Here is a 13,676-nt window from a genome sequence, read left to right on the forward strand (position 1 = left end):
CGTCCATCTGCGCCGCACCGGTAATCATGTTCTTGATGTAGTCCGCGTGACCGGGGCAGTCCACGTGCGCGTAGTGACGGTTCGCCGTCTCGTACTCCACGTGTGCTGTCGCGATCGTAATACCGCGCTCACGCTCTTCCGGCGCGTTGTCGATCGTGTCGAACGAACGGAACTTGATGTTCGGGTTGTGCTTCGACAACACCTTCGTGATCGCCGCCGTCAATGTCGTCTTGCCGTGATCGATATGCCCAATCGTTCCCACATTCACATGCGGCTTAGAACGATCAAATTTTTCCTTCGCCATTGCCCTGTCCGTTCCTTCCGTTGACTTTCAAATTCAGCCGTCAGCCTCTGGCTACCGGCTCTAAAGTTTGTCCTGCTTATGCGTAATACGCATAAGCCTTAAAGTACCGCTGCCGCAATTCGGCCGGCACCTTTTCCACCAGCCGCAGATACCGCTCGCGGGTCAATCCTTGATCGCTGACCGGAAGGGACTCGTAGAGCGCCTTTGCGTCCTTACCAAGCCAGCCCTTGTTCAGCACCGATTCAAAGTCGCGAATCGGAAACTTCGATTTCGCTACACGGCTCAGCAGGACATCCACATCCCGCGTATCAAAGGCCGCATCCAGCAGTGCATGAAACTTTGCGTAACCCTGCTCATCCTGAACAAAGATTGCCGCCTGCTCGAACATTCCCACTCGACAACTCCTGCAAACTTCCAACTAATTCAGATCTCTGGAGCGGGAGACGGGATTCGAACCCGCGACCAACAGCTTGGAAGGCTGTGACTCTACCACTGAGTTACTCCCGCCCGAAAACAGCTCCCAACAACCAGCGGTCAAAATCTGGAGCTGATGACCGGGATTGAACCGGTGACCTCTCCCTTACCAAGGGAGTGCTCTACCATCTGAGCTACATCAGCCCTTCTCAAAAACCCTACTTCCCACTACCGCGCCGGATGCGTTCCGCCTGCATGGCCACCCACGTGCGAAAGGCAAAGGTTCCGAGTATAAACACCGGAATCCAGCGAATCTCCACCTGCCGGCCAAACACAGCTACCGTGCCTTCACCAATCGTGAACCAAGCCAGCACGGCCAGAACCACATACAACGCGAGGGCCGCCCAATACTTCTTGTCCAGAGCATCCGGACTTGCGCTGCCCATCGCCTTACCTCAAAAAATCTGGTGCACAGGGGAGGATTCGAACCTCCGTAACGCGTTGCGTGGCAGATTTACAGTCTGCTGCCATTAACCACTCGGCCACCTGTGCCCATGTTACTGTCTTGAAACTTCAAACCCGCTTTCCGCGCACCAGCGTTCCACCCGGAGCTATCCGGTTTTGCGCTGCATGGCCTTCAGAGGGGTCACCGCTTCAGGACAGGCCCGGCGTTTAACTTGCTTACGCCGGCTCAAAACTCACCATGCCGTTGCGGTCCCGGAACCCTTGAGAGTGGAGCTGGCGAAGGGATTTGAACCCCCGACCCTCTGATTACAAATCAGATGCTCTACCAGCTGAGCTACGCCAGCCCTCGCAGGCGGTTCCCCGCCCCGCACCACCCCGGAGTACAGCCCCGGAGATCCGGAATAAGCACGGGCACACTACTGCTCCGCGCATACCTCGGCACAGAATTCAAGGTTAGCACACCCCACGCCCCATAGCAAACCTGCACAGGATCCGTTGCGTACCTATTCCGAAGCGCTTGCTTTCCGGCCTCTATTCCTGCTCCCGGCAAGCCTGTTGTAACGCTATTTTCAGTGCCACTTTCGCTGCTTTTTCGCAATCTTCTGAAGAAACGTTCTTTGGCCTTCGCACACCATGCGAATAAGTTGTTGAGCGCTGTGGCTTTTTGCTTGACAGTGCGGTCAAACCTGGGCCAATCTTCTCGGCACTGGTGAAATTTTCCCTGAGGATGCGTAATGAAAATCCAACGGCTTCTCCCTGCCTGCGTGGCTAGCCTGACGCTGGTTGCTAGCCTTCTTTCTCTATCTGCGAATGCACAACGTAAACCCCGTGTGGCCGTGCTCGACTTTGACTACGGCACTGTCGCCAACTCCTCAACCCTGTGGTTCGGTAATACCAACGTCGATATAGGCAAGGGCATTACTGACATGCTGGTCACTGACCTGGTTAAAGACGGCACCTACTCCGTCATTGAACGCTCGGCCATTGACAAGATTCTTACCGAGCAGAACTTTTCCAACTCCGATCGCGCCAACGCCAGTTCTGCCGCCAAAATTGGCAAGTTGCTGGGTGTGGATGCGATTATCGTCGGCTCCGTCACGCAGTTCGGTAACGAGACCAAGAACCAGAACATCGGCGGTGGCGGATACGGCTGGCATGGCATTGGCGCAGGCGGATTCGGCCATTCCAAATCGAATGCGAATGTGGGCATTACGGCGCGCATCGTCAACATCGACACTGGCGAAATTCTTGCTGTGGCAGAAGGCGCTGGTACTTCCTCGCGCTCCGGCACCTCACTCAACGGCAGTGGCAGCAGTTGGCTGGGGCATGGTGGCAACGGCAACGTTGACTTCGGCTCCTCAAACTTTCAGGAGACCATCATTGGCGAAGCTACTAAAGCTGCTGTGGCTCAGCTCTCGACGAATGTCGTCTCCGATGCGCCAAAGGTAGCTGTGCGCAGCGTGACGATTGAGGGCGTGGTTGCTTCAGCGGATGGCGGGCAGATTGTGCTTAATGTCGGATCGAGCGCCGGTCTGAAGGTCGGTGACCAGTTGCAGGTGCTCCGCGTAACGAAGGAGATTAAAGACCCCACCACCGGCAACGTGTTGCGGCGACTGACGGACACCATTGGCGTGGTTAAGGCGACTGATGTGGATGCGGGCTCTGCGCTCTGCACGGTTGTTTCCGGCTCTGGGTTCAAGACCGGCGACCTAGTGAAGACTGTTACGCAGTAATCGCAAATACGCATAACAAAAGGCCCGCTGCATTCACGCAGCGGGCCTTTTTATGTATGCACTTGCAAGCCGCTTACACGGCCGGCGGCAAATTCACATCATCCGCGACATAAACCTTCAGCGGAGAACCCTTCTTAATGTCAATGTCTTTTCCGTGCTTAATCAGACCAATGGGTCCGAACAAAACAGTCAATGCCACAGCAGCGCCAGTACCGCTCTGGCCTTCTTTTCCCTTGCTTCCGCGAAGGTGCACTTTTACGCTTCCCACCTTCACGTAGTCAAGGCGGATATTCAGTTCTCCAGCCTTGCCCATCATGCCGGCTTTCTTGGCGTTTGTAACTTCCCCAACAGCCTTGCAGCCGGCCTTGGCGACAACCACATCACCAACCTTCAAATCTTCCGCCAGGAGAAGATTTACCGGGTCGCCTTCCTGCGCTGTTTTGGAGGTAAGGTCCTGGTCAAATGTAAGGGGGACATCTGTACCTTCCGCAAGCAATAACGTGCCTGCCGCAGCAGGTGGTTTCGCCGCATCAACAGCGGGTGCGGACGGAGTTTGAGCTGCCTGCTGAGCATGCAAAACAGGCGGTACTTGACCAAGGACCAACGCAGTTATCACGAGAGATGTTGCAATGCTATTCGCGCGCATAATTCTCCAAATTGTCGAAGGCTTTTAAACTAGCGGAATCATACACGCGCCCCGCTCTCGCTTGTCTGAATAATTCGCCAATACAATGGAGAAGCGCGCCGTAATGGGAATCCGGGTGCGCTTGCTAATCTGATACGTTAGTTTCAAATAGGCATTCATGAGCAGACGTACGCGTAGAACTCTTCTTGTTGTTGCCGCGGTCCTTATCCTGCTGGCTGTGGCTATCTTTCTGCGCTCGAAGGCTCCGCCGGAGGCGGCGCGGTTGCTGCCTGAAGCGGATGGCATTGTCTATTTCAACGTCAAGCCGATTCGCACCTTTATGTGGCGCGGCGCGCATGGCAAGCTAAATGCTCCGACGCATGCGCCGGAGTATCAGCAGTTCATTGACGCGACGGGCATTGACTGGGAGCGCGATCTGGACCAGGCGGCGATTGCACTGCATCGCATGGACAATCCGCTAGGGCCGAATGGGTCGGTTGCTTACTCGATGGTGCTGGTGGGCAAGCTGACCGGGCCGAAGCTCAACCAATGGCTTGAGGCGCATGCTCCGGCACGGGAGAGCTACGCGGGGCACACCATCTATTCCCTTCCCTCGGAAGGGCGCACGGTGCGCATTGCGCAGATTGGCTATGACACGGTTGCGGTGTCGAATTTTCCGACGGCGGAGAAGATTCACTCCATCATTGACCGGCATCGCACGGCGGCGCTACCCTTTGCGAATTCGTCACTGCTGGCGGCGCACTATCACGATGTTCCGCTGCTCTCGCTGGCGTGGGGCATTGGGCAGATTGGCCTGCCGTTCAGCGAAAGTGGAGCCATCCACATCTTTGGTCTTGAGCTGCCGCTGCATGATGACACTACGATCATTGCCAGCCTTGCGCCGGGTTTGCCGATAACGGGGCTTGTGCATCTTCGCGTGGAAGAGATTGCGCCGTCGGATGCGATTGCTGGCGCGCAGAAGGCGGCGTTCCAGACGCTCCTTGATTTGAGCCGCGTGATTACCAGTCCGCTTGGGGAATCGTCCTCGAACCACAGCCTCAAGGAAGTGCTCAAGAGCGCGGAGATTACCCAGAATCGCGACCGCGTGGTTATCAAGGCTGCTGTGCCGGCTTCTGTGTTGTCCTCCTTCACGTCTGAGGTGGTGCAAACGCCGGCGAATGCGCTGCAGCAGCGCTGACAGATTGCGATCCCTTATTCCGCGTGTGTTATGCGCACAGTGGGGTGCTTTTCCATTTCTTTTATTTTGTTTGGGTTGTGGAGGATTGCACAGTCCCTGTGCAGAATCTTTATTTGTGAACTGTGGAACTGTGCAGAGGGCAGTTTACAGGTTTCATGTGTCAGGTTACAGACGGTTGTGCCTGCCGATGCGTACATTGGGGACTCCTTTCTTTGGGATTCGCGAGTTAGCAGCGCTTCGCGCTTAGTAAGTCAGCAAGTTAGCGGAAAACAGAACGGCCCGATTCCTTTGGAATCGGGCCGTTTTTCTTCTGCTGATTCTATTGTGGCAGATTTCGCATAATTGAGCGCAAATCTGGAGAGGAATCTTGCTCAATGGAATCAATGAGTTAGGAAATATTTTCCGATTTGAGGCTTGACAGGATTTTTCCACAGGGAGGACAGGGGACAGGGTTTTAGATAAAGAGCTAAGAACTATAAAAGACGGAAAAACTATAAGAGGCAACCGCAGATCCTTCGCTCCGCCTACCCCAATGCGCTTCGCTCAGGATGACAATGCTTAGGTCAGTTATGGGAAGACAGGAGCAAGAAAAAACCTCGGGGTGTGCCCGAGGCTTTTTGATTCCTGATTGCGTGGGAGTTTACTGGCCGCCTTTTGCGGAGGAGGGGTTAGAGGCGTCTGCTAACTGCTCGAAGCTCTGGCGCAAGTATTTGTGCGGGTTTACCGCTACTTCGTGCACGCGCACTTCGTAGTGGAGGTGCGGGCCGGTAGAGCGGCCGCTTGAGCCTACGTATCCGATGACCTGACCGCGGGTGACGTGTTCGCCTTCCGTGACGGCGATTGCGGAGAGGTGGCCGTAGACGGTTCCTACATCGTGGCCGTGGTCGATGGCGATTTCGCGGCCATAGCCTGTGCCGAAGCCTGCCTTGGTGATTACGCCGTCTGCCGTGGCGCGTACCGGGGTGCCGTAGGGAACGCCGATATCAATGCCGGCGTGGAATGCGCCTTCGCCGTTGAACGGGTCCTGACGCTCGCCGAAGCTCGACGTGACGCGGCCTTCTACAGGCCACAGGTTGGGAGCACCAGCAACGTAGGGACCATCGGTAAGGCTTGGAATCAGATCGCCAGCAAGCGCGGGAGAGAAGTGGCCGCTCATGGCGTCATTACGCAGCGCATAGAGCTGGTCGATCGACATCTTCACGTTCTGCGGATTCGCATTGTAATCCACGGCCAGCGTTGCCGGCGTGGGAGCCGCCGCGGCCTTTGCCGCATCGACGCGGTCCTTGGCGGAATGACTGGGAGCGTGGTCCTGACGCAGGCCGTAGAGGGCCGTGACCTCATTTGCAAGCGCACCGAGCGAGGCTACCTGCACATCCTTGTCATGCGCAATCTTGGCCATCTGCTGGTAGTTCTTGCGAAGCGTTTCGCGCTCTTGCCGGACCTGGTTGAAGCTTTCGGTCTTGAGCAGCATGCGCGTGTACGAACCGGCGAGACCTGCGATGGTAAAGGCTCCGATGACTGCCGCAGCTACAAATCCATATGCGTAATGGAGAGGAATGGGAATCTTGCGAACCCGTCCATCTTCCTCGCGTGCAACAAAAAGAATGTAGTAGCGCTTGCGGAACATTTTTTGGTCTCTTCAATCCTTTACCGGACCCCGGCTGCATTGGCTGGAAAATTTGTGCATCGTGCACAAAGAATTTGTACAGCTTCTGCAAATACAGACGTAACCAAGGCCATTCCTGTTCCACAAAAAGAGACCTTAAAGGCAACCTTTTTGAAAACAGCCTTTTCAGGCTATCAAACGGGCAATGCAGGGTCAACGAGAGAAATCGGAGTATCTGCCTGTTTTTCCACAATCTTTACTATGCCCTATGCTTATCCGTGCATGAGTGCAAAAGCGGCAAAACCATCGGGTGAACTTGAAATTTTGCGTATAATCCGGCAGCGCGCCGGGCGGATTGGCTCGCCGGCTGTGCGGCTGGGCATTGGCGATGATTGCGCTATTTTGCGCCCGCGTGCCGGGGAAGAGCTGGTTGTAACGACCGACCTTAGCCTGGAGGGGCGGCATTTTCGCCTCGACTGGCATCCGCCGGAAGTGGTGGGGCACCGGGCTTTGGCTCGTGGATTGAGTGATTTAGCGGCGATGGGGGCGAGGCCCCTGGCGGCTTTTCTTTCGCTGGCCGTTCCTGCGGAACTGACCATTGCGCACGGCAAAGGCATTAGCTGGACGACGCGTTTTCTGGATGGGCTCTTTACGCTTGCCAAGGCTCATAAGGTTCCGCTGGCGGGCGGGGATTTAGCCCAATCGAGCCATCCGGTTGCCGATATTGTTTTACTGGGAACCGTGCCGAAGGGCCGGGCGCTGCTTCGCTCCGGAGCTATGCCTGGCGACCGGCTGTACGTGACCGGCAAGCTGGGCGGCGCGGCGGCGGGATTGCGGATTCTGGCGGAGATTCACGGGGTTGTTGATGGGGTTCCGCAGGAGTTTGCCGAGGCGCTCCAACCTCATCTCTATCCCAAGCCGCGACTGGGACAGGGCCGCTGGCTGCGGCAACATCTCACTGCCACGGCTGCTCTCGATATGAGCGACGGGCTTTCTACGGATCTTGCGCATCTTTGCGACGAGTCTGGTGTGGCGGCGGAAGTAGATGCGGCGGCGCTGCCTGTTTCTGCGGGGGCGACGCTGGAAGACGCGCTTCATGGCGGCGAGGATTATGAGCTGCTGTTCACGGCTGCGCCTTCCGCGAAGCTGCCGAAGAGCATTGCGGGGGGTCCTGTTACGCAGATTGGCAGGATTGTGCGCAGAAAGGCCGGACCAAATGCGTCAAAACAGGCGCAGGTTACGCTGCTGACGGCATCCGGCCCGGTTGCGTTAGAGGCTCACGGGTGGGAACACTTCAGTACGCGGCGGTGAACTGCTGCTTGATGTGCTTGGGCGTTTCGAGCTCATCGACCAGCGCGATGGCGTAGTCTTCGGCGGAGATTTTGCTTTCGCCATTGTCCGTGGCTACGAGGCGCGTGGTGCCGAGGCGGAATTTGCCAGTGCGCTCGCCGGGCTGGATGAATGCCGCAGGGCTGAAGTAGCTCCAGTCGAGATCGGACTCTTTCAGTACGGGAAGCACGTCGCGGTGGGCGCGGGCGATGCCCAGCCATGCGGCGGGAAACTGGGGCGTATCGACTAGCTGCACACCGGGCGCGACTTCAAGGCTGCCTGCGCCGCCTACGACGATGAGGCGCTTTACGCCTGCTTCGCTGAGGCCTTTGAGCAGCGAGCGATAGGTGTCCACGATTGCCTCGGGGGTTTCGTGCGAGGGGGCGATGGCGCTGACGACTGCCGTGGCTCCCTGCGCCGCAGAGGCTACGCTGGCAGGGTCGTTTACATCGGCGGCGACGATGGTTACACCTTCGGCGGCCTTGATGTTGGCTACGCTGCGCGCTGCGGCGGTTACTTTGTGGCCGCGGCTTACCAGCTCCGCTAATACGCGGCTGCCGATCATGCCGGATGCTCCGAACAGAACTACGCTCATGGTGAATCTCCCTTTTGCTGTCCGCGGAAATGATACCGCCGCGGACTTGTATGCTTCGTTAAAGCTATTAGGCGATAAAATGGAGTTAGTTTCAAGAAGATACCAGGAAGTTTTCTGGTTACCTGGAGGAAACCGTGACTCTGAAAACTGCTGTGGCGCGGCGCGCTGCACTTCGATATAACGCGTTTGATGCCAACTGCCCTACTCGTGTGGTGCTGGACCAGATTGCCGATAAGTGGACGGTGCTGGTGCTGGGGGCGCTTGGTGAGGGGCCGGTGCGATTTAATGCGCTGAAGCGGCGGCTTGATGGGATTTCGCAGAAGATGCTGGGGCAAACGCTGCGCGAGCTGGAGCGGAATGGGCTGGTGCGGCGGCGGGCGTTTGCTACGGTCCCGGTTACGGTGGAGTACTCGCTGACGGCGCTTGGCGCGGACCTTGCCGAGACGGTGAATGCGCTGCGGGAGTGGGCGGAGTTGAATATCCGGCATATTCTTACGGCGCAGCAGACGTTTGATAAATCGCAGGCGGCGAGGCTGGTTGCGCAATGACGCTAGGGCGCAGCGGATATCATCAGAGTTGTGAGTACTGAGAGAAAACCTCGCGTTCGTTTTGCTCCTTCGCCTACGGGAATGGTGCATGTGGGCAATGCCCGGACCGCCCTTTACAACTGGCTTTTTGCGCGCCGGACGGGCGGCGAATTTTTGCTGCGGATTGAAGATACCGACCTGGAGCGCTCGAAGCCTGAGTATGAGACGCAGCTCATTGAAGACATGCACTGGCTGGGGCTGGATTGGGATGAGGGGCCGGGGCGGCTCAATGGCGCGCCAGAGGGTCCGCATGGGCCGTACCGGCAATCGGAGCGGCTGGAGATTTATGCACAGCACACGGAGCAGTTGCTGACGAGCGGCAAGGCTTATCGCTGTTTTTGCACGCCGGAAGAGCTTGAGGCGGAGCGCGCGAAGGCTACGGCGGAGCATCGTCCGCAGGTTTATTCGGGTAAGTGCAGGAACCTTTCGCCGGAGACGATTGCAGCGAACCTGTCTGCCGCGAAGCCTTATGCTGTGCGATTGAAGATTGAGGACAGGCCGCTGCGGTTTCATGACCTTGTGCGCGGAGATGTGGAGTTTGCGCCGGAGGCGGTGAGCGATCCGATTCTTGTGCGGTCGGCGATTGGTGGGGCTTCGCAGGGGGTTCCGGTTTACAACTACGTGGTCACGGTGGACGATGCGCTGATGGGCATTACGCATGTGATTCGCGGCGATGACCATATTTCCAATACTCCGAAGCAGGTGGCGATTTACGAGGCCTTTGGGTGGACGGTGCCGGAGTTTGCGCACCTTTCTACGATTCTTGGCGGCGACCGCGAACGGCTTTCCAAGCGGCATGGGGCTACTTCGATTTCGAGTTTCCGCGAGATGGGGTATTTGCCTGAGGCGCTTGTGAATTACTTGGCGCTGCTGGGCTGGGGTGCGGAGGATGGCAAGACGGAGACCTTCACGCTGGACGAGCTGGCGCAGGCATTTTCACTGGAGCGCGTTACGCCGTCGCCGGCGGTTTTTGATTTCGACAAACTGAACTGGCTGAACCGGCATTACATCAAGCTGGCGGATGCGCAGCGGTTGGCGCAGCTTGCACGGCCTTACTTTGCGGAGAAGCTGGCGCAGGCTACGGCTCCTCCGGAGGCATGGTTTGCGCGGTTGCTGGCATTGTTTTTGCCTGCAGTGGATCATCTGGACCAGTTGCCTGCTAAGAGCGCGCCTGTTTTTGACTTCAATGCTGACGCTGCGCATTCGAATCCTGAGAATGCGGAGTTGCTGGCGGCAGAGTCCGCGCAGAAGGTGCTTGCGGAGTTTGCTGCGCGTGTTCGCGCCCACGTTGGGCCTGTTACGCCGGAGGTTTTCAAGGGCTGGATGAATGAAGTCAAGGCTGCGGCTGGTGTGAAAGGGAAGGAACTTTTTCATCCAGTGCGCATTGCGTTGACGGGAGCGCACTCCGGGCCGGAGTTTGACAAGCTGTTGCCGCTGATTGAGGAAGGCTCGTCGCTTGGGCTTGGGATTCTTAGCGTGCGCCAGCGGATTGATGCGTTCGTGGGAGCGTAACTTGGGCGCGGCGAGTGTTGAACTCCGCTTTCCGCATTCGTGGGTGGCGGAGATTCTTGCTGCAAGGCCGCTGATTCTGCCTTCGCGGGCTTTTATTTATCCGCAGGCGGCGGAAGAGGTGGAGCGCGGGGCGTTGGAAGTGCTTGTTCGGCCTGAGGGTGAGGGCGAGCAGCCGTTTCTGGCTACATGCGCGCTTGGCTTTCGCGATTCTTCTGTTCCTTCCGGGCTTTGGGCGTGTCCGAATCCGCGGGAGATCTGTGCGGTCTCCGGTGGTTATGCGTATCTCATCGATACAGCTGCGCCGGAGCGCTTCACCATGCTTCCGATGCGGCCTGTTATGCAGATTGCTGTTGCGCTGGAGGCTGCTCTGCTGCTCTTTGCCGGGCATCACAGCATTCTTGCGTGGGGGCGAGATGGGGTGGCGTGGCAGTCGGACAAGCTCTCCGATGAGGGTGTGACGATTACCGCTGTTGAGAACGATACGCTCCACGGGCTGGGCTGGCAGATGATGACGGATAAGGAAACGACGTTTGTACTGAACCTGAAGACGGGCAAAATAATTCACCCTCCACGAAATTTGGCTGAGTAGTATGTACGGGCTAAAGCCCGTACCCTTCCCAACTATTCGCCACATGCTGCATTAAATCTCTGTGCTCTTCTGTTGGTTTTTGATTGCCGGGGTTAAAACCCTAGCCTGCCAGTCGTGTCCGGCTACCAAACAGGCCTGCAAAATTGTTGGAAGGAAATTACGCGCTGAGGGGTACGGCTATAGGCTGCGGCACCAGCGTATCGTAGGCTTCATAGACGCTCTCGAAGACTGCGTCCCAGCTTGCGGTTTCCGCGTAGGTTCGTGCGGCTTCGCGCATGGTGGCGTGTTTGGCGGGGTCGGTTAGGATGGCGGCGGTTGCGGCGGTGAACTGCTCGTCTGTGGCGATGCTGCCTGTCTCGTTGTCGCGAACAATGGTGCAGGGGCCGCCGTTGGGGGTGACTACGGCGGGGACGCCGCTGGCCAGCGCTTCGAGAACTACGTTGCCGAAGGTATCAGTGTGCGACGGGAAGACGAACAGGTCCATGTTGGCGTAGGCTTCGGCCAAAGCTTCGCCACGCAGAACGCCCGCGAACTCCGCGCGATGCAGCTTCGTTCGCAGCATGTCTTCTTCCGCGCCGTGGCCCACGATGAGAAAGCGGAAGTTGGTGAGGCCCATCTTTCCAAGCTCGTCCTGCACGGTGATGAGCTGCGCGACGTTCTTCTCAATCGAGAGGCGACCTACGAAGCCGAGCACAAACTCTTCGTCGTTTGCCTTACGCGTGCGCTTTGCGGGGTGAAAAAGCTTGGCATCCACGCCGCGAGGCATCAGGCGGCACTCGCGGCCTGTGACGCGTTCCAGCAGGGCGCAGAGGTCGCGGTTGGGGGCAAACAAAATTTTGGCTACCGAGTAGAACTTGGCGGAGGCTGCCAGCGCCAGCTCTTCAATCTTTTGCCCGGTGGCCTTGGCACGCTCCTCCGGCAAGCGCTTGAGGAACCAGTCAGCGCGACGCGCGGCGTACTCATGCACGTTGGTGTGCCAGCTTGCGGCCAGCGGCAGGCTCATGTGGTGTGCGAGGCCCGCGCCGAGCATGCCTACTTCACTGGGGCCGGTGATGTGAATCAGGTCGGGAGCGAAACGGGCCAGTGCGTCCTCAATCTCCGGGACATGGCGCACGAAAGCCGGGTCGAAGCGGAGGTCTTTTTCCAAGCCGAAAGAGAAGATGCCCCGAGGAAGCTCCAGTGTCCAGACGTTGCCCTCACGTGTCAGGCTCTCTTCGCGGTCACCCGCGCGCACGCAGAGAAACGGGAGGTTCCGCCGGCGCGCAAAGGCTTCAAAGTGGCGGCTGGTGTGCGCAACCCCGTTAATCTCATGAAAAGAGTCAGGGAAATAAGCAACGCGTGGGTGAGGGTATTTCATATAAATCAACAAGCCGGCAGGCACGCCGCACGCTTGTGCGGCCAGTCTGCCGGCTCGCTTTTATCCTTCCTGCTCGCCCAGCGCCAGGCGCAGTTGCCGGCTTTCGCTCCAGGCAAACCGCAGGCCCTTGGAGACCGGAGCGGTGCCCATCAGCAGCACTAAGCCAATGCCGTAACGCATGAGCGGCGGCGGCGTGCCGTCTGGCCAGAGCTCGCTCAGCGGACGAATTACGCCGTTTGCGTCAGGGTGATAGACGCGCTCGTCCCACTTGCGCGAGCCGACCGGGAAGTCAGGGTACTCGCGGATGGCGTCGAGCGTGGACTGCAGAATGCGGTGCTTCCAGGGCTCAGCGTACTGCGGCATGAAGAGCACATTGGAGCGCTTCTCTTTGCGAATCTCGTGCACGAACTCGGTGAAGCTCTCGGCGTTGGTCAGGTTCACGTTCGCATTCGGCTCAACACCGTGGCGGTCACCGCCAGAGATGAGCAGCATGTTCCACTTTTCGGCGAGCTTGCGGACTTCGCGGTTTTCCTGCCAGTGGCGGAGGCCGTTCAGCTCAAGCGCGTGGATGAAGTTGCCGCACTTGAGCAGGAACTCGTTGACCAGAAACTCGTGCTTTTCCTTGCCGATGATGAAGAGGTCCCAGAGCGGGTGGTTGAAGATGACGAGGACGTTGGGCTCGTCGTTGAGCGCGGCGAGAATTTCGCCGAGGCGCTCGTCGCTGGGATTATTGGTGTAATCCTCGAGCGTGGCCATCCACTCGGCGGCCTTGGCGCTGGGCAGGTTGTGCACGCCGAGGTGGAAGTCCTGAATGCCGCCGTAGGGGGCGCTCCACTCGACGGAGACCGGAATCTGGCGCGCGCTGGGAACGGTGCGCAGCAGCATGGGAGCCTTGATATTGTCGTGGTCCGAGATGGAAACCATCGGCGCTACACCAAGGTCGGCAATCTGCTTGCTTTCGAGATCGAAGGCCAGCTTGGGAGTCATGGGCGGCGTCCAGTAGCTTGCGCCAAAGTCCACCGTTACGCCGTGGTTATCCTTTGAGCGCCGCTCCATGCGCGAAATCATTGGCCGCATCAGCGGGTATTGATTCCCGAAGTTCGCGAGGAAGTCCAGCGTCTCCCTGGACTGATTGGTGTGGCTGTGCAGCGAAACGCCGGCGCGGTACCCCTCCGCAGCCTTGCGGTCTCTCCACAGGTAGGAAACGGTCGATTGGGCCATTTCTGCTCCTTCTCCCCCAAGCACCCGGCTTTTGCCAAGTATGTTCAGAGCTTGCCTCCATCTGAAATCCACAGGCTAAGCGCCTGCAAGATGGGGTTTTACCGCAACCTAGTATGAATAATCGCCGTGAATGCGCGGTAA

Annotated in this window: 14 protein-coding genes and 4 tRNA genes; 6 read left to right on the forward strand and 12 right to left on the reverse strand. The window is 58.1% G+C overall.

Features of this window, described 5'->3' with window-relative positions:
* The 7 genes from AC5S3R_RS02080 to AC5S3R_RS02110 all read right to left on the reverse strand — a co-directional run.
* The coding region (locus tag AC5S3R_RS02080; RefSeq protein ID WP_494264957.1) for a GTP-binding protein at positions 1-304 on the reverse strand (304 nt) is incomplete at its 3' end.
* 76 nt (positions 305-380) lie between these two features.
* Positions 381-692, reverse strand: a complete 312-nt coding sequence (locus AC5S3R_RS02085; protein WP_494264958.1) for a hypothetical protein — start codon at positions 690-692, stop codon at positions 381-383.
* Positions 693-736: 44 nt separating this feature from the next.
* A tRNA-Gly gene (locus AC5S3R_RS02090) sits at positions 737-811 on the reverse strand.
* 35 nt (positions 812-846) lie between these two features.
* A tRNA-Thr gene (locus tag AC5S3R_RS02095) sits at positions 847-922 on the reverse strand.
* A gap of 14 nt (positions 923-936) precedes the next feature.
* Positions 937-1,164 (reverse strand): hypothetical protein, encoded by a 228-nt coding sequence (locus AC5S3R_RS02100; protein ID WP_494264959.1) that lies wholly within the window; start codon positions 1,162-1,164, stop codon positions 937-939.
* A gap of 19 nt (positions 1,165-1,183) precedes the next feature.
* Positions 1,184-1,270 (reverse strand) — tRNA-Tyr (locus AC5S3R_RS02105).
* A gap of 181 nt (positions 1,271-1,451) precedes the next feature.
* A tRNA-Thr gene (locus AC5S3R_RS02110) sits at positions 1,452-1,527 on the reverse strand.
* 390 nt (positions 1,528-1,917) lie between these two features.
* On the opposite strand from AC5S3R_RS02110, the gene AC5S3R_RS02115 reads away from it, so the two are divergent.
* Positions 1,918-2,916, forward strand: a complete 999-nt coding sequence (locus AC5S3R_RS02115; RefSeq protein WP_494264960.1) for a CsgG/HfaB family protein — start codon at positions 1,918-1,920, stop codon at positions 2,914-2,916.
* Between the two features lie 73 nt (positions 2,917-2,989).
* Here AC5S3R_RS02115 and AC5S3R_RS02120 read toward each other — a convergent pair whose 3' ends face one another.
* A complete protein-coding gene (locus tag AC5S3R_RS02120) occupies positions 2,990-3,562 on the reverse strand; it encodes a hypothetical protein (RefSeq protein WP_494264961.1) in 573 nt (190 codons plus the stop codon).
* A gap of 157 nt (positions 3,563-3,719) precedes the next feature.
* Here AC5S3R_RS02120 and AC5S3R_RS02125 point away from each other — a divergent pair, with 157 nt between their 5' ends.
* The gene (locus AC5S3R_RS02125; RefSeq protein WP_494264962.1) at positions 3,720-4,739 is read left to right on the forward strand and encodes a hypothetical protein; all 1,020 of its coding nucleotides are present in this window, start codon (positions 3,720-3,722) and stop codon (positions 4,737-4,739) included.
* A 640-nt stretch (positions 4,740-5,379) separates the two neighbouring features.
* Here the strand turns inward: AC5S3R_RS02125 and AC5S3R_RS02130 are convergent.
* Entirely contained in the window at positions 5,380-6,366 is a 987-nt protein-coding gene (locus AC5S3R_RS02130; protein WP_494264963.1) for a M23 family metallopeptidase, read from the reverse strand.
* A gap of 303 nt (positions 6,367-6,669) precedes the next feature.
* Between AC5S3R_RS02130 and thiL the strand changes: the two genes are divergently transcribed.
* Positions 6,670-7,656, forward strand: coding sequence for a thiamine-phosphate kinase (gene thiL / locus AC5S3R_RS02135; protein WP_494264964.1), 987 nt, complete (start codon positions 6,670-6,672; stop codon positions 7,654-7,656).
* Here the strand turns inward: thiL and AC5S3R_RS02140 are convergent.
* Entirely contained in the window at positions 7,640-8,269 is a 630-nt protein-coding gene (locus AC5S3R_RS02140) for an NAD(P)-dependent oxidoreductase (RefSeq protein ID WP_494264965.1), read from the reverse strand. The genes thiL and AC5S3R_RS02140 overlap by 17 nt on opposite strands.
* 134 nt (positions 8,270-8,403) lie before the next feature.
* On the opposite strand from AC5S3R_RS02140, the gene AC5S3R_RS02145 reads away from it, so the two are divergent.
* From AC5S3R_RS02145 to AC5S3R_RS02155, 3 genes are read left to right on the forward strand one after another with little or no spacing between them, the layout of a single operon-like run.
* A complete protein-coding gene (locus AC5S3R_RS02145; RefSeq protein WP_494264966.1) occupies positions 8,404-8,817 on the forward strand; it encodes a winged helix-turn-helix transcriptional regulator in 414 nt (137 codons plus the stop codon).
* A gap of 30 nt (positions 8,818-8,847) precedes the next feature.
* A complete protein-coding gene (gene gltX, locus AC5S3R_RS02150) occupies positions 8,848-10,368 on the forward strand; it encodes a glutamate--tRNA ligase (RefSeq protein WP_494264967.1) in 1,521 nt (506 codons plus the stop codon).
* Position 10,369: 1 nt separating this feature from the next.
* Positions 10,370-10,957, forward strand: coding sequence for a hypothetical protein (locus AC5S3R_RS02155; RefSeq protein ID WP_494264968.1), 588 nt, complete (start codon positions 10,370-10,372; stop codon positions 10,955-10,957).
* A 157-nt stretch (positions 10,958-11,114) separates the two neighbouring features.
* On the opposite strand, the gene AC5S3R_RS02160 is transcribed toward AC5S3R_RS02155, so the two are convergent.
* Both AC5S3R_RS02160 and AC5S3R_RS02165 read right to left on the reverse strand, forming a co-directional pair.
* Positions 11,115-12,314, reverse strand: a complete 1,200-nt coding sequence (locus tag AC5S3R_RS02160; RefSeq protein ID WP_494264969.1) for a glycosyltransferase — start codon at positions 12,312-12,314, stop codon at positions 11,115-11,117.
* A 60-nt stretch (positions 12,315-12,374) separates the two neighbouring features.
* Positions 12,375-13,535, reverse strand: coding sequence for a hypothetical protein (locus AC5S3R_RS02165; protein WP_494264970.1), 1,161 nt, complete (start codon positions 13,533-13,535; stop codon positions 12,375-12,377).
* Positions 13,536-13,676 lie beyond the last annotated feature (141 nt).

This window comes from Occallatibacter sp. FHG110214_02 (assembly GCF_059115385.1).